Annotated in this window: 16 protein-coding genes; 11 read left to right on the forward strand and 5 right to left on the reverse strand. The window is 61.7% G+C overall.

Translation table 11 applies throughout. The annotated features are described in order from the left end of the window. Positions 1 to 49: 49 nt before the first annotated feature. From M2394_RS20280 to M2394_RS20295, 4 genes are all read left to right on the forward strand, one after another. Positions 50 to 1,354, forward strand: coding sequence for a urate hydroxylase PuuD (locus tag M2394_RS20280; protein ID WP_259174115.1), 1,305 nt, complete (start codon positions 50 to 52; stop codon positions 1,352 to 1,354). A gap of 142 nt (positions 1,355 to 1,496) precedes the next feature. Next, positions 1,497 to 2,843, forward strand: coding sequence for a nucleobase:cation symporter-2 family protein (locus M2394_RS20285; protein WP_178921326.1), 1,347 nt, complete (start codon positions 1,497 to 1,499; stop codon positions 2,841 to 2,843). Positions 2,844 to 2,887: 44 nt separating this feature from the next. After that, complete coding sequence (locus tag M2394_RS20290) at positions 2,888 to 3,256, forward strand: hypothetical protein (protein WP_178921324.1); 369 nt, start codon at positions 2,888 to 2,890, stop codon at positions 3,254 to 3,256. Between the two features lie 23 nt (positions 3,257 to 3,279). Next, positions 3,280 to 4,065, forward strand: coding sequence for an outer membrane protein OmpK (locus M2394_RS20295; protein ID WP_178921322.1), 786 nt, complete (start codon positions 3,280 to 3,282; stop codon positions 4,063 to 4,065). 110 nt (positions 4,066 to 4,175) lie between these two features. Here M2394_RS20295 and M2394_RS20300 read toward each other — a convergent pair whose 3' ends face one another. Next, positions 4,176 to 5,306: a patatin-like phospholipase family protein gene (locus M2394_RS20300; protein WP_259174121.1), complete on the reverse strand. Its 1,131-nt coding sequence runs from the start codon at positions 5,304 to 5,306 to the stop codon at positions 4,176 to 4,178. A gap of 97 nt (positions 5,307 to 5,403) precedes the next feature. Beyond that, positions 5,404 to 6,339, reverse strand: a complete 936-nt coding sequence (locus M2394_RS20305; RefSeq protein ID WP_176998054.1) for a lipid A biosynthesis lauroyl acyltransferase — start codon at positions 6,337 to 6,339, stop codon at positions 5,404 to 5,406. Between the two features lie 119 nt (positions 6,340 to 6,458). Here M2394_RS20305 and minC point away from each other — a divergent pair, with 119 nt between their 5' ends. From minC to M2394_RS20340, 7 genes are all read left to right on the forward strand, one after another. Beyond that, positions 6,459 to 7,196, forward strand: coding sequence for a septum site-determining protein MinC (gene minC, locus M2394_RS20310; protein WP_034117002.1), 738 nt, complete (start codon positions 6,459 to 6,461; stop codon positions 7,194 to 7,196). Positions 7,197 to 7,361: 165 nt separating this feature from the next. Then, positions 7,362 to 8,174, forward strand: coding sequence for a septum site-determining protein MinD (gene minD / locus M2394_RS20315; protein ID WP_016970146.1), 813 nt, complete (start codon positions 7,362 to 7,364; stop codon positions 8,172 to 8,174). A 3-nt stretch (positions 8,175 to 8,177) separates the two neighbouring features. Next, on the forward strand, positions 8,178 to 8,432 hold the full coding sequence (gene minE / locus M2394_RS20320) for a cell division topological specificity factor MinE (protein ID WP_010208824.1): 255 nt from the start codon (positions 8,178 to 8,180) through the stop codon (positions 8,430 to 8,432). 93 nt (positions 8,433 to 8,525) lie between these two features. Continuing rightward, positions 8,526 to 9,161 carry an RluA family pseudouridine synthase gene (locus M2394_RS20325; protein WP_259174158.1) on the forward strand — a complete coding sequence of 212 codons (636 nt, stop codon included), beginning with the start codon at positions 8,526 to 8,528 and terminating at the stop codon, positions 9,159 to 9,161. Positions 9,162 to 9,356: 195 nt separating this feature from the next. Beyond that, entirely contained in the window at positions 9,357 to 10,646 is a 1,290-nt protein-coding gene (locus tag M2394_RS20330; protein WP_176998053.1) for a M18 family aminopeptidase, read from the forward strand. Between the two features lie 209 nt (positions 10,647 to 10,855). After that, positions 10,856 to 11,032: a hypothetical protein gene (locus tag M2394_RS20335; protein ID WP_176998052.1), complete on the forward strand. Its 177-nt coding sequence runs from the start codon at positions 10,856 to 10,858 to the stop codon at positions 11,030 to 11,032. Between the two features lie 72 nt (positions 11,033 to 11,104). Further along, complete coding sequence (locus M2394_RS20340; protein WP_259174161.1) at positions 11,105 to 13,273, forward strand: mechanosensitive ion channel family protein; 2,169 nt, start codon at positions 11,105 to 11,107, stop codon at positions 13,271 to 13,273. A gap of 122 nt (positions 13,274 to 13,395) precedes the next feature. On the opposite strand, the gene M2394_RS20345 is transcribed toward M2394_RS20340, so the two are convergent. The 3 genes from M2394_RS20345 to M2394_RS20355 all read right to left on the reverse strand — a co-directional run bounded on the left by M2394_RS20345 (position 13,396) and on the right by M2394_RS20355 (position 16,109). Beyond that, a complete protein-coding gene (locus M2394_RS20345; RefSeq protein WP_135292242.1) occupies positions 13,396 to 13,617 on the reverse strand; it encodes an MbtH family protein in 222 nt (73 codons plus the stop codon). Positions 13,618 to 13,699: 82 nt separating this feature from the next. Next, on the reverse strand, positions 13,700 to 15,094 hold the full coding sequence (locus tag M2394_RS20350; protein WP_259174163.1) for an aspartate aminotransferase family protein: 1,395 nt from the start codon (positions 15,092 to 15,094) through the stop codon (positions 13,700 to 13,702). Between the two features lie 247 nt (positions 15,095 to 15,341). Then, entirely contained in the window at positions 15,342 to 16,109 is a 768-nt protein-coding gene (locus M2394_RS20355; RefSeq protein WP_259174165.1) for an N-acetylmuramoyl-L-alanine amidase, read from the reverse strand. Between the last annotated feature and the right edge of the window lie 53 nt (positions 16,110 to 16,162).

A 16,162-nucleotide genomic window follows, 5' to 3' on the forward strand; every position in this document is an offset into this window, starting at 1 on the left:
GAAGGTCTGATCACCCGACAACAAGGGTGACAGGCGAGAGGTAAAGACTGTGGAAGCACATCTGTTGGAATGGCTGAACCTGAGCGTGCGCTGGGTTCACATGATCACTGGCGTCGCGTGGATCGGCGCTTCTTTCTACTTCGTCTGGCTGGAAAACAACCTCAATCGCGTCAACCCCAAGGACGGCCTGGCCGGTGACTTGTGGGCAATCCACGGTGGCGGTATCTACCATCTGGAAAAATACAAACTGGCCCCGCCGACCATGCCGGACAACCTGCACTGGTTCAAATGGGAAGCCTATTTCACCTGGATGTCGGGGATCGCGCTGCTGTGCGTGGTGTTCTACTCCAACCCCACCCTGTACTTGCTGGCCCCGGGCAGCAGCCTCAGTGGGCCTGAAGGCGTATTGCTGGGCATCGGCTCGCTGTTCGCCGGCTGGTTCATCTACTCCTTCCTGTGCGACTCGGCTCTGGGCAAACGCCCTGCCCTGCTCGGCTTCATCCTGTTCGTGCTGTTGATTGCGGCGGCCTATGGCTTCAGCAAGGTGTTCAGCGGCCGTGGCGCCTACCTGCACGTGGGTGCGGTGATCGGCACCATCATGGTGGGCAACGTGTTCCGCATCATCATGCCGGCGCAACGCGCATTGGTGGCGGCGATCGCCGAAAACCGCACACCGGACCCGGCGCTGCCGGCCAAGGGCTTGCTGCGTTCACGTCACAACAACTACTTCACCCTGCCGGTGCTGTTCATCATGATCAGCAACCACTTCCCGAGCACCTACGGCAGCCAATACAACTGGCTGATCTTGGCCGGTATCGCCGTGGCAGCGGTGTTGGTGCGTCACTACTTCAACACCCGTCATGACAGCCAGAAATATGCGTGGACGCTGCCCGTCGGCGCGTTGGCGATGATTTGCCTGGCCTACGTGACCGGCCCGAAACCGGTGTCGATCGCACCGGATGTGGCCAAGGCGCCTGCCGCCATCGAGTACCAACCGTTGCCGGAAACGGCGCTGGGCGGTGGCTTGAAACCGGCCGCTCCCGCCGCACCTGCCGAACCGGCTGCAGCGCCCACTGCCCCGGCACAGGCCACGATTGATTTCGACAAGGTGCACGGTGTGATCCAGGAACGCTGCGCCGTATGCCACTCGGCCAAGCCGACCAGCCCGCTGTTCAGCACCGCGCCGGCCGGGGTGATGTTCGACACCCCGGCGCAGATCCAGCAGCAGGCGGCGCGCATCCAAGCGCAGGCCGTGGCCAGCCAGATCATGCCGCTGGGCAACATCACCCAGATGACCCAGCAGGAGCGGGATTTGATTGGCACCTGGATCAACCAGGGGGCGCGTACCAATTAGATTTTCGGTGGCTTGACGGCCGCTATCGCCGGCAAGCCGGCTCCTACAGGGGATTCGCAAACCTGTAGGAGCTGGCTTGCCAGCGATCAACCGCGCAGCGGTTGCCAAACAACACAACAATAAAAAAGATTCGAGGTGTTGCATGACCGAGTTAGCCGAACCGCAGATTCCTGCCGCGCCCGCCATGGTGCGGCTGCCCCTCTTGCAACTGATTCTGGTAGGCCTGCAACACGTCTTGCTGATGTACGGCGGCGCCGTCGCCGTGCCCCTGATTATTGGCCAGGCCGCAGGCCTCGGCCGTGAAGAAATCGCTTTCCTGATCAACGCCGACCTGCTCGTGGCCGGCATCGCCACCATGGTGCAGTCGTTCGGTATCGGCCCGGTGGGCATTCGCATGCCGGTGATGATGGGCGCCAGTTTCGCCGCCGTCGGCAGCATGGTCGCCATGGCCGGCATGCCCGGCATCGGTCTGCAGGGGATCTTCGGCGCGACCATCGCCGCCGGGTTCTTCGGCATGTTGATCGCACCGTTCATGTCCAAGGTGGTGCGCTTCTTTCCACCGTTGGTGACCGGTACGGTGATTACCGCCATCGGCCTGTCGTTGTTTCCAGTGGCCGTGAACTGGGCGGGTGGCGGCAGCGCGGCCGCCACCTTCGGCTCGCCGATCTACCTGGCCATTGCCGCACTGGTACTGGCCACCATCCTATTGATCAACCGTTTCATGCGCGGCTTCTGGGTGAATATCTCGGTGCTGATCGGCATGGGCCTGGGCTACGCCCTGTGCGGTGCGCTCGGCATGGTCGACCTCAGTGGCCTGGCGATGGCGCCCTGGGTGCAAGTGGTAACGCCGCTGCACTTCGGCATGCCCAAGTTCGAGCTGGCCCCCATCCTGTCGATGTGCCTGGTGGTGGTGATCATCTTTGTCGAGTCCACCGGGATGTTCCTGGCACTGGGCAAGATCACCGGCCAGGACGTGACGCCGAAGATGCTGCGCCGTGGCCTGCTGTGTGATGCCGGTGCGTCGTTCTTCGCCGGCTTCTTCAACACCTTCACCCACTCCTCGTTCGCCCAGAACATCGGCCTGGTGCAGATGACCGGCGTGCGTTGCCGCTCGGTGACGATCATGGCCGGGGTGTTCCTTATTGTGCTGAGCCTGCTGCCCAAGGCGGCCTACCTGGTCGCGTCGATTCCACCGGCGGTGCTGGGCGGCGCGGCGATTGCCATGTTCGGCATGGTAGCGGCCACCGGGATCAAGATCCTGCAAGAAGCCGACATCGCCGACCGCCGCAACCAGTTGCTGGTGGCGGTGAGCATCGGCATGGGCCTGATCCCCGTGGTACGCCCGGAATTCTTCGCACAGTTGCCGCTGTGGATGAGCCCGATTACCCACAGTGGTATCGCCATGGCCACGCTCAGCGCGTTGTCGCTGAATATCCTGTTCAACATTCTCGGTGGTTCTGAACGACCTGCCGTTGCCCACACGCATTGATTCCTTCGTTCGCACAAAAACAATAACGAAACGGGAACACACGCATGCACATCCTCCACCTGGGGCCGGCCACAAGCCGCGCCCCATTCTCGCCCCACGCGCTCTGTTACAGCGCACTTGAGCCCAGGCCTGGGAGCCAGTATTCTCCGCGCCCGCTCGAATCGACTCAAAAAAAAACAGCAGATGTAAAAGCTGACTGCAAGGCCAACTTATCCCGGCCTGTTGTCTGCGGCCAACCTACGCAAAAAGTCCTCCGGATCGACTGCATCTCATGCAGCCGACGGGGATTTTTTGGCTTTTTAAATACCTTGGCGCAGGTCTTGCTAAAAGCACTAAAGCTGACCAAACAGACGATTTTTGCAGCGAACCAAAAGGCGCCACATCAGAGCGCCTGCGTAGAAGAAAAACCATAAAACTTTAACTCGGGAGCAACCGAATGAAACCTATGTTCAAAGGCCTGATGCTGGCGGGATCCCTGCTGGCCGGTGGCCAAGCCGTGGCCGGTGACTTGTTGCAGTGGCAGAACAACAGCCTGACTTACCTGTGGGGCAAGAACTTCACCGTCAACCCGCAGATCCAGCAGACCGTTACGTTCGAACATGCCGACGCATGGAAGTACGGCGACAACTTCCTGTTCGTCGACCGCATCTTTTACAACGGCAAGGAAGACGGCAACGTCGGCCCCAGTACTTACTACGGCGAGTTCAGCCCACGCCTGTCGTTCGGCAAGATCTTCGATAAGGACCTGTCGTTCGGCCCGATCAAGGACGTGCTGCTGGCCTTCACTTACGAGTTCGGCGAAGGCGACAACGAGTCCTACCTGCTCGGCCCTGGCTTTGACTTGAACATCCCGGGTTTCGACTACTTCCAGCTGAACTTCTACCAGCGCCAGACCGAAGGCAATCGCCCGGGTGACGGCGTGTGGCAGATCACGCCGGTGTGGTCGTACACCATTCCCGTGGGCAACTCCAACGTGCTGATCGACGGCTTCATGGACTGGGTCGTGGACAACGACAAGAACGCCCGTGGCACTTACCACGCCAACCTGCACTTCAACCCACAGATCAAATATGACTTGGGCAAGGCGCTGCACTGGGGCGACAAACAGTTGTACGTGGGTATCGAGTATGACTACTGGAAGAACAAGTACGGGATCCAGGATACCGGTGCGTTCGAAACCAACCAGGACACGGCAAGCCTGCTGGTCAAATACCATTTCTAACTGAAAACCGCATCCCCCCTGTGGGAGCGGGCTTGCTCGCGAATGCGGTGGATCAGTCAGCACATTAGTCGACTGGCACACCGCATTCGCGAGCAAGCCCGCTCCCACATTTAGATTGGGGGTAGTCCCAGAAACCGAGTAATTTCCTCGCGCTTGGCCAACGCATCGCGTCGCCCCAACTCGATCAACTCGCTGCAATACCCCGCCTCGAACAGCAGGTAGCTCAACACCCCCGCCCCGCTCGTCTTGGTCGCCCCCGGCCCGCGCAGGAACAGGCGCAGTGCCGCCGGCAATTCCTGCCGATGCCGTGCCGCGATTTCGTCGATCGGCTGGCTCGGCGCAATCACCAGCACGTCCACCGCCGCCAACCCGGGTGCGGCATGGCTGAACTGGTTCAAGCGCTCCAGCAGTTCAATATCGCTTTCCAGGCTGTCAATGAACGTGCTGTTGAGCATGTGCCCGCCGATCTGCGCCAGGGTCGGCTCCTGGCCGGTGAAAGTGCGTTGTGTGGCCGGCTCGTTGCCACGCGGGTTACCACTGACACCCACCACCAGCACGCGGCTGGCACCCAGGTGCAAGGCAGGGCTGATGGGCGCCGATTGGCGCACGGCGCCGTCACCGAAATACTCCTGGTCGAGTTTCACCGGGGCGAACAGCAAGGGGATCGCCGAGCTGGCCAGCAGGTGTTCAACCGTCAGTTGGGTGGGTACGCCGATGCGTCGATGACGCAGCCAGGCGTCAATGGTGCCGCCGCCCTGGTAGAAGGTCACCGCCTGGCCGGACTCATAGCCGAACGCCGTGACCGCCACCGCGTGCAGGTGCTGATTGCGGATGGCTTCATCAATGCCGTGCAGGTGCAGTTTGTCGTTGAGCAGATCGCGCAGCGGCGTGCTGTTGAGCAACGCCACGGGCACCTGTGCGCCAAAGCCCAGCAGGCTATGGATAAAAAAGCGACCCGCCTGGCGGATCACCCCGGGCCAGTCGCTGCGCAACACCAGGTGGCTGCGAAAGCCTTGCCAGAACGCCGTGAGGCGCCCGATGGCGGCGGTGAAGTCCATGGCGCCGCTGGCCAGGCTCACCGCATTGATCGCACCGGCCGAAGTACCGACGATCACCGGAAAAGGGTTGGGGGCCCCCGGCGGCAGCAACTCGGCAATCGCCGCCAACACCCCCACCTGATACGCCGCCCGCGCCCCGCCACCGGAAAGAATCAAGCCTGTAACCGGTTCAGCTGGGCGCATCGCGTCACTCCATGTGGGGAAGGGTCGTTATGTGTGGCGAGGGAGCTTGCTCCCGTTCGACTGCGCAGCAGTCCTGGTCCTTACAATTGCAATAACTTTATCGACGGCGTTTCTCATACAGCTTGGGCTCACCCGGTGGCCGGCTCTTGAAGCGCCGGTGCGTCCACAGGTATTGCTCGGGGCATTCACGTACCGAGGCTTCGACCCATTGGTTGATCCGCAGGCAGTCGATTTCATCGGATTCGCCAGGGAAGTCTTCCAGCGGCGGGTGAATCACCAGGCGATAGCCGCTGCCATCGGCCAGGCGCTCCTGGGTGAACGGCACCACCAGCGCCTTGCCCAGCTTGGCAAACTTGCTGGTGGCGGTCACGGTGGCTGCCTGGATGCCGAACAGCGGCACGAAGATGCTTTGCTTGGCGCCGTAGTCTTGGTCCGGCGCGTACCAGATCGCACGGCCGGCACGCAGCAGCTTGAGCATGCCGCGCACATCTTCGCGCTCGACGGCCAGGGAGTCGAGGTTGTGGCGTTCACGGCCACGGCGCTGCACGAAGTCGAACAACGCATTGCCGTGTTCGCGGTACATGCCATCAATGGTGTGCTTTTGCCCGAGCAGGGCTGCGCCGATTTCCAGGGTCGTGAAATGCAGGGCCATGAGGATCACACCCTTGCCGTCCAGCTGCGCCTGCTTGAGGTGCTCGAGCCCTTCGACATGGGCCAGGCGTGCCAGCCGCTGGCGTGACCACCACCAGCTCATGGCCATTTCAAAGAAGGCAATGCCGGTGGAGGCGAAATTTTCCTTGAGCAGTTGCTTGCGTGCTTTGGCGGACATTTCCGGGAAGCACAGCTCCAGGTTGCGCGCAGCGATGCGGCGGCGTTCGCCGGCCACACGGTACATGCCGGCGCCCAGCAGGCGACCAATGGTCAACAAGGCGCGGTAGGGCAATTGGGTGATCAGCCACAACAGGCCGAGTCCCAGCCATAACAGCCAAAAACGCGGGTGAAAAAATACAGCTCGAAAACGCGGGCGATCCATTACAGATTCCGGTAAAGACAAGGGCCGCGCATTCTACAACGGTTCGACCCGGCTTGCGGCCCGTGGATGTTCTCGTTATAAGTCTCGACACTTTTCGTGACAAGCCGCTTTTGCCGACCATGAGCCAAACCGAACCGCTAGACCAAGATCCCGTGTTCCAGTTAAAAGGCAGCATGCTCGCCATTACCGTGCTGGAACTGGCCCGCAACGACCTCGATGCCCTGGACCGCCAACTGGCCGCCAAGGTCGCCCTGGCGCCGAACTTCTTCAACAATGCCCCGTTGGTGCTGGCCCTGGACAAACTGCCAGCCGGCCAGGGCGCCATCGACCTGCCCGGCCTGATGCGTGTGTGCCGCTCCCATGGCCTGCGTACCCTGGCGATCCGTGCCAGCCGTATCGAAGACATTGCCGCCGCCATCGCCATTGAACTGCCAGTATTGCCACCGTCCGGTGCGCGCGAGCGTCCGCTGGAACCATTGGTCGGTGAAGAGAAGAAAAAACCGGAAAAACCACCCGAGCCTGCGATCAAGCCTACAAAGATCATCACCTCGCCCGTACGCGGCGGGCAGCAGATTTACGCCCAAGGCGGCGACCTGGTGGTGATTTCCTCGGTCAGCCCAGGGGCGGAACTTCTCGCCGATGGCAACATCCATGTATACGGCCCGATGCGCGGACGCGCCCTCGCCGGCATCAAGGGTGATACCAAGGCCCGTATTTTTTGCCAGCAGTTGACCGCTGAGCTAGTGTCCATCGCAGGCCAGTACAAGGTTTCAGAAGATTTGCGCCGTGATCCGCTGTGGGGGGCTTCGGTGCAGGTCAACCTGTCGGGCGATGTGTTGAACATCATCCGTCTTTAACGGATACTGCCGCATTTTCCAAGCATCTCTAGACTCTGATAGCACAGCGAAACCGGCATTACTTGTGTAGGAATTATTTTTCCTACAAGGCTGTCCGCCTGCAGCGAGTTCCAAGAGATGTTTTTCAGGGACCGAAAAGTCCTTTTTCCTTAGGGGTGAAACACCTTGGCCAAGATTCTCGTGGTTACATCCGGCAAGGGTGGTGTGGGTAAGACCACCACCAGCGCCGCTATCGGTACCGGCCTCGCACTGCGCGGCCACAAGACAGTCATCGTCGACTTCGACGTCGGTTTGCGTAACCTCGACCTGATCATGGGCTGCGAACGCCGCGTGGTGTACGACTTCGTCAACGTGGTGAACGGCGAAGCCAACCTGCAACAGGCCCTGATCAAGGACAAGCGCCTTGAGAACCTGTACGTGCTGGCCGCCAGCCAGACCCGTGACAAGGACGCGCTGACCAAAGAAGGCGTAGGCAAAGTCCTGGCCGAGCTCAAGGAAACCTTCGAATACGTGGTCTGCGACTCGCCGGCCGGTATCGAAACCGGTGCGCACCTGGCGATGTACTTCGCTGACGAAGCCATCGTGGTGACCAACCCGGAAGTCTCCTCGGTACGTGACTCGGACCGCATGCTGGGCCTGCTGGCCAGCAAGTCCCAGCGCGCCGAAAAAGGCGAAGACCCGATCAAGGAACACTTGCTGCTCACCCGCTACAACCCTGAGCGCGTCAGCAACGGCGAAATGCTCGGCGTTGAAGACGTGAAGGAAATCCTCGCCGTCACCCTGCTGGGCGTGATCCCTGAATCCCAGGCCGTGCTCAAAGCCTCCAACCAAGGTGTTCCGGTCATCCTCGACGACCAGAGCGACGCCGGCCAGGCGTACAGCGATGCCGTCGACCGCCTGCTGGGCAAGTCCGTGGAACATCGCTTCCTCGATGTCAAGAAGAAGGGATTCTTCGAGCGTATCTTTGGAGGCAACTAAACAATGAAATTTCTCGACTTCTTTCGCGCCAACAAAAAGCCTACGACCGCGTCGGTCGCGAAAGAGCGTCTACAGATCATCGTGGCGCACGAACGCGGCCAACGCAGCACGCCGGACTACTTGCCAGCCTTGCAGAAGGAACTGGTCGAGGTGATCCGCAAGTACGTCAATATCGGGAACGACGATGTGCATGTCGCCCTGGAAAACGACGGCAGCTGCTCGATTCTGGAACTCAATATCACCCTGCCTGATCGTTGATCGAACAGGCGGCCGCCACGGCGGCACGGTCACAGGATCCCGCAAGGGAACCGGTGACCGTGCCGCCGTTGGCGTTTGTTACGAGGCTGTTTGATGCCGTTGTCCAATATCCACATCCTTCACCAGGACGACGCCGTCCTGGTGGTGAACAAACCCACCCTGCTGCTCTCGGTGCCCGGTCGCGCCGATGACAACAAGGATTGCCTGATCACCCGCCTGCAGGAAAACGGCTACCCCGAAGCCCGCATCGTGCATCGCCTGGACTGGGAAACCTCGGGGATCATCCTGCTGGCCCGGGACGCCGATACCCACCGCGAACTGTCCCGCCAGTTTCATGACCGCGAAACCGAAAAGGCCTACACCGCCCTGGCCTGGGGCCAACCGGCGCTGGACAGCGGCAGCATCGACCTGCCCCTGCGCTACGACCCGCCGACCAAGCCACGCCACGTGGTGGACCATGAGTTGGGCAAACATGCGCTGACCTTCTGGAAGGTGCTGGAACGTTGCGGCGACTGGTGCCGCGTGGAACTGACGCCGATCACCGGGCGTTCGCACCAACTGCGCGTGCACATGTTGTCCATCGGCCACCCGCTGCTGGGTGATGGCCTTTATGCCCACGAACAAGCCCTGGCCGCCTGGCCGCGCCTGTGCCTGCATGCAAGCATGCTGAGCTTCACCCATCCTCAGAGTGGCGAACGCCTGCGCTTCGAGTGCCCGGCGCCCTTCTAAAGCTGCAAACGCATTCAATGTGGGAGCTGGCTTGCCTGCGATAGCGGTCTTTCTGCAAAAAATGTGGAACTGACACACCGCTATCGCAGGCAAGCCAGCTCCCACAGTGGTTTTGTGTTGTGCTCAAGAAGGTAGCTTCACTTCAAATGTAGAGCCAATACGGTAAACTCCGCGCACTGCTGTCTGGAGCTATTTATGCGCGAAGCGTTGAATCAAGGCCTGATCGACTTCCTCAAGGCCTCCCCTACTCCTTTTCATGCCACTGCTGCCCTGGCCCAGCGCCTGGAAGCGGCGGGTTACCAGCGGCTCGACGAGCGCGAAACCTGGGCCACCGAGGCCAACGGTCGCTATTACGTCACCCGTAACGATTCCTCGATCATTGCCTTCAAGCTGGGCCGCCACTCGCCACTGTTGGGCGGGATTCGCCTGGTCGGCGCCCACACCGACAGCCCGTGCCTGCGGGTCAAGCCCCAGCCCGAGTTGCAACGCCAGGGCTTCTGGCAGTTGGGCGTGGAAGTCTACGGCGGCGCGCTGCTGGCGCCGTGGTTCGATCGCGACCTGTCCCTGGCCGGCCGCGTCACCTTCCGCCGTGACGGCAAGGTCGAAAGCCAGCTGATCGACTTCAAGCTGCCCATCGCCATCATCCCCAACCTGGCCATCCACCTGAACCGTGAAGCCAACCAGGGCTGGGCGATCAATGCCCAGACCGAGCTGCCGCCGATCCTCGCGCAATTTGCCGGTGACGAGCGCGTGGACTTCCGCGCCGTGCTCACCGAGCAGCTGGCACGCGAACACGGCCTGAACGCCGACGTGGTGCTCGACTACGAGCTGAGCTTCTACGACACCCAGAGCGCCGCAGTGATCGGCCTCAATGGCGACTTCATCGCCGGCGCACGCCTGGACAACCTGCTGTCGTGCTACGCCGGCCTGCAGGCCTTGCTCACCAGCGACAGCGATGAAACCTGCGTGCTGGTGTGCAACGACCACGAAGAAGTCGGCTCCTGCTCGGCCTGCGGTGCCGACGGCCCGATGCTGGAACAGACCCTGCGCCGCCTGCTGCCCGAAGGTGATGAGTTCGTACGCACCATCCAGAAATCACTGTTGGTGTCGGCGGACAACGCCCACGGCGTGCACCCCAACTACGCCGAGAAGCATGACGCCAACCACGGCCCCAAGCTCAATGCCGGCCCGGTGATCAAGGTCAACAGCAACCAGCGCTACGCCACCAACAGCGAAACCGCAGGCTTCTTCCGCCACCTGTGCATGGCCCAGGAAGTGCCGGTGCAGAGCTTCGTGGTGCGCAGCGACATGGGTTGCGGCTCCACCATCGGCCCGATCACCGCCAGCCATTTGGGTGTGCGCACCGTGGACATCGGCTTGCCGACGTTTGCCATGCATTCCATTCGTGAGTTGTGCGGCAGCCATGATTTGGCGCATCTGGTGAAGGTGTTGGGGGCGTTTTACGCCAGTCGTGATTTGCCCTAATAATTTGGGCTGACACGGTCAAAAAATGTGGGAGCGGGCTTGCTCGCGAAAGCGGTGGATCAGTCACACTTGTATTGACTGACGCCCTGCATTCGCGAGCAAGCCCGCTCCCACATTGAGTGTTGTGTACACCTGATCTACATCACCTGCACTTTCTGTAATCCGACCTAGACTTGTCAGTATTCCCACTCCGACAAGGCCGTCGTCCCATGATCTCCATGTCTTCGTTCCACGCCATGCTTATCCCGATCCTGATCGGTATGATCCTGCTGGCGACGGGCTTCAACTTTCGCGACAAGCCCCTGGGCGTGTTTGGCATGTGGATCGGCATGCTGCTGATCCTGGGCACCGTGGTCTACAAGATCCTCGCCAAACTGGCGGAATGACAAATGCACTCGCATCTGGCATAGCGGCCTCGTACACTCGATCAACCCGTCGTTTCCAAGGTTGACCGCCTAGTGTTCTCCCGTCTGTTCGCCCTGCCCTGCACCCTGCTGATCACCCTGCTCATGTTGCTGCCGCTCGCGCCTGCCCAGGCCGTGAGCCTGCCCGGTCTGCTGGGTAACGCCACCAAGCCCCAACCCCAGGCGGATGTGCCGCTGGGGCAGTCGCTGGACGAAGTGATCAAGACCCTGGAAAACGACCAACAGCGCACCCAGTTGCTGAGCGACCTGAAAAAACTCCGTGAAGCCACGAAAAAAGCCCAACCGGCCACCGAAGAAGGTGTGCTGGGTTTGATCGGCGGCACCCTGGCCAACCTCGAAGCGCAGTTTTCCGGGGCCGACAGCCCGCTGGGGCGCTGGTCCAATGAAATCGACCAGGCCAAGGACGAACTTGACGCCCTGATGTTGCCGGCGAGCGAATGGTTGCCGATCATTTTCGGTTTTGCCCTGATCCTGGCCGTATGGAGCTTGCTGGCCGCCGCGCTGATCTGGCTCAGTCACCGGGTGCGCGAACGCTTCGGCCTGCCCGAAGAACTGCCGCAGCACCCGCGCACCTGGGACATGGTGCGTTTCGCCCTGCGCAAACTGGGGCCCTGGCTGATCGCCCTGGTGATCACGGTGTACCTGAGTTACGCCCTGCCCTCCTCCCTGGGCAAGTCCCTGGCGATGGTATTGGCCTACGCGCTGGTGGTGGGCACCTGCTTCTCGGCCATCTGTGTGATCGCGTTTTCCCTGCTCGACGGCCCGCACCGCCATCGCGCGCTGTACATCCTGCGCCACCAGGCCTTCCGCCCGCTGTGGTGGATCGGCAGCTTTGCCGCCTTTGGTGAAGCCCTGAGCGACCCGCGACTGGTCCAGGCCCTGGGCCAGCACTTGTCCCACACGGCCGCGACGGTGGCCAATGTGATGGCAGCGCTGTCTACCGGCGTGTTCATCCTGCGTTTCCGCCGCCCCATCGCCCACCTGATCCGCAACCAGCCGCTGTCGCGTCGCCTGACCCGCCGCGCCCTCAGTGACACCATCGAGATCATCGGCTCGTTCTGGTACATCCCGGCCCTGCTGCTGGTGGGCATCTCGCTGTTCGCCACCTTCGTGTCGGCCGGCGACACCAGCACCGCCCTGCGTCAGTCGCTGTTATGCACGGTGTTGCTGGTGCTGTGCATGGTGATCAACGGCCTGGTACGCCGCCACGCCCTCAAGCCGCAACGCGGCCACAAGCGCCATGCGCTGTACTCCGAACGTCTTAAAAGCTTTGTCTACACCCTGGCGCACCTGATGGTGTGGCTGGTGTTTATCGAACTGGGCCTGCGGGTGTGGGGCCTGTCACTGATCCGTTTTACCGAAGGCGATGGCCATGAAGTCAGCGTCAAGCTGTTCGGCCTGGCCGGGACCTTGCTGTTCGCCTGGCTGATCTGGATCCTCAGCGACACCGCCATCCACCATGCCCTCACCCGCTCGCGCAAAGGCCTGGCCAACGCGCGCGCGCAAACGATGATGCCGTTGATCCGTAACGTGCTGTTCGTGACCATCTTCATCATCGCCGCCATCGTCGCCCTGGCGAACATGGGCATGAACGTCACGCCGCTGCTGGCCGGTGCCGGTGTGATCGGCCTGGCCATCGGTTTTGGTGCGCAATCGCTGGTGGCAGACTTGATCACCGGCTTGTTCATCATCATCGAAGACTCCCTGGCCATCGATGACTACGTGGATGTCGGCGGTCACCTCGGCACGGTTGAAGGCCTGACCATCCGCACTGTACGCCTGCGGGACATCGACGGCATCGTGCACACCATCCCGTTCAGCGAGATCAAGAGCATCAAGAACTACTCGCGGGAGTTCGGCTACGCGATCTTCCGGGTGGCGATCCCGTACAACATGGAAATCGACGATGCCATCAAGCTGATGCGCGACGTCGGCCAGAAAATGCGCAACGATCCGCTGCAACGCCGCAATATCTGGTCGCCGCTGGAGATCCAGGGCGTGGAGAGTTTCGAGTCGGGCAGCGCGATCCTGCGCGCCCGGTTCAAGACGGCGCCGATCAAGCAGTGGGAAGTGTCGCGGGCGTTCAACTTGTCGTTGAAGCGGCATCTGGATGAAGCGGGGTTGGACCTGGCGACGCCGCGCTTGAGCGTGCAGGTGGTGACGGGGGCTTCTGGCGGGCTGGAAAAAGAGAAGAACACCTAAAAGGCAACGCAACCTTAATGTGGGAGCTGGCTTGCCTGCGATAGCGGTGGGCCAGCCAGTAGATTTGGCCCAGACACACCGCTATCGCAGGCAAGCCAGCTCCCACATGGGATGGGTGGTGTTTAGGCCAGCGCGGCGCTGTCCATCTTCTGGCGCAGGCTCAACGGGCGCATGTCGGTCCAGACTTCTTCGATGTAGGCCAGGCATTCTTTCTTCAGGCCGCTCTTGCCCACGGTGCGCCAGCCTTCCGGCACGGCTTTGTAGTCGGGCCAGATCGAATACTGTTCTTCGTGGTTGACCACTACCTGAAACAGGATGTCGTCGCGGTCAAATACTGAGGTCATTGCTGTTCTCCATCGCAAAAAGGCTGGCTGCGCACACTGCGCAGCGCTGATATCTGTAGAAACGTACCAAACGGCAAAAAAATTAGAGGCTGGCGACCGCTGCGGCCAACGCCCGGCCGAAAATCTCGGCGACGCGGTCGACCTCGGCGCCGGTGATCACCAGCGGCGGCAGGAAGCGCACCACGCTGCCATGGCGCCCGCCCAACTCCAGGATCAGGCCGCGCTTGAGGCATTCGCGCTGCACCAGCGGTGCCAGTTGGCGATGCACCGGTGGATGGCCCTGAACATCGGGCTTGCCGTTCGGGTCCACCAGCTCCACGCCGAGCATCAGCCCACGGCCACGGATATCCCCCAGTTGCGGGAAATCCCGTTGCAGGATGCGCAGGTGTTCACCCAGGCGTTCGCCCATGGCGGCGGCATGGCCCGCCAGGTCGTGCTCCTTGAGATAGCGCATCACCGCCGAACCCGCCGCCATCGCCATCTGATTACCACGGAACGTGCCGGCATGGGCGCCTGGCAGCCAGGTGTCGAGCCAGTCGCGGTACACCACCACGGCCAGGGGCAGGCTGCCGCCGATGGCCTTGGACATCACCACCACATCCGGGATGATGCCGGCGTGTTCAAAGGCAAACATCTTGCCGGTACGGCCGAAACCACTCTGGATTTCATCCACAATCAAGGCCACGCCCGCCTGCTCGGTAATACGCCGCAAGCCGCGCAACCAATCGAGATCGGCCGGGATCACGCCGCCTTCGCCCTGCACCACTTCCACAATCACCGCCGCCGGCAACAACACGCCCGCCTCCGGGTCGTTCAGCAGGTTTTCCAGGTAATGCAGGTTCACCCGAACCCCTTCGGCGCCGCCCAGGCCAAACGGGCAACGGTAGTCGTACGGGTACGGCAGGAACTGCACGCCATTGCCGAGCAGTGCGCCCAGCGGCTTCTTCGGCCCCAGGCTGCCCATCAGGCTCAACGCGCCCTGGCTCATGCCATGGTAACCGCCCTGGAACGACAGCACTGTGCTGCGACCGGTGGCGGTACGCACCAGTTTCAACGCGGCTTCCACCGCATCGGTGCCCGTGGGGCCGCAGAACTGGATCTTCGCTTCGCGCGCCAACTCGGCCGGCAGCAGGCCGAACAGGTCCTGCACGAATTGATCCTTGACCGGCGTGGTCAGGTCGAGGGTGTGCAACGGCAATTCGTCGCTCAACACCTGCTGAATGGCCTCGATCACCACCGCGTGGTTATGCCCCAGCGCCAGGGTGCCAGCGCCGGCCAGGCAGTCGATGAAACGACGACCTTCCACGTCCTCCACATAGAGGCCCTTGGCGCGCTTGAGCGCCAGGGGGATACGCCGAGGGTAGCTGCGGGCGTTGGACTCCTGCTGGCGCTGGCGGGCCAGCAGCGGGGACTCGTCAAACTGGTAAAGCGTTTCTTGAAGCGGGGTGTCTTCGATATGGCTGATAGCGACGGACATTACAAGATCCCTCATCGGGCCCAAGGGGCATGCGCACGGATTTCCTGTTCTGGAAACGCATCAGCGCGGGAGGGATTTAGTGGCCACTGATCTTTAACTGAGGGGTGAAGATCCAGAGGTGGGAGCGGGCTTGCTCGCGAAGGCGCAGTGTCAGCCACCAGAAATGTTGTCTGGGCCACCGTATTCGCGGGCAAGCCCGCTCCCACATTTGGACGGTGTGAATCCATAGACCCGTAGGAGCCAGACGTTAGAGACCTCGGTATTCTTCATTCAGTGCGTACAAAATCGCGCAGGTTTCCGCGTCCAGGAAACCGCAATAATCCCGGGGCCGGAAGTGCATCTGAAACGCCCGCGTGCGCTGTTCAAAGCCTTGCCGATTCTTCGCAGGTGCATACCCATAGCGCTGGAACGCCCGCTCCAGCTCCACCTCTGGCGGCAACCCGACGCAAAACCGGCGCTGGTACATTGCCCGCGTCGCCTCATCGAACCAGGCGCCGATGCCTGCTTCGTGCAGACGCCACCACGGCAGCCTCGGCCCTGGATCGCTCTTGCGCCCATACGCCACATCCGAATGCCCAAGGATGCCCACAGGCTCTATCTGTGGGTAGCGACTCACGATGTCGCGCAGCAGCGCGATCAGCACCTCGATCTGTTCCTCGACGTACGCGGGGAAGGTGACGACGCCCGCGTCATCCCGCGCCAGATTGACCAGCTCGATGCCGATCGAGCGACTGTTGAGGTTGTCGCGCCCGTTCCAGTGGCTGACCCCGGCATGCCAGGCTCGCTGGCTTTCTTCCACCAGGCGGAACGCACGCAACTCGTCATAGCCAGCCGCGCGATAGCTGGGCTCTTCCGGGTCGGGCACCAGGTAATGCGCACTCACCCCGTCCTGGGTCAGGGTGCGCAGGGATGACGCAAAGGGCGCCGCGGTGTAATGCAAAATCACCTGCTGCACGGGCTCACCGCACCGTTCGTTGAAGCCGATGGCAGGAAAACTGGTATCGATGACCAACATAAAAAGCCGTCCTTTTCACTACAGGCCGACTCATTCGGCCCGTTCAAGCACAA

It is taken from the genome of Pseudomonas sp. BIGb0164 (assembly GCF_024810135.1).
Lineage (GTDB): Bacteria > Pseudomonadota > Gammaproteobacteria > Pseudomonadales > Pseudomonadaceae > Aquipseudomonas.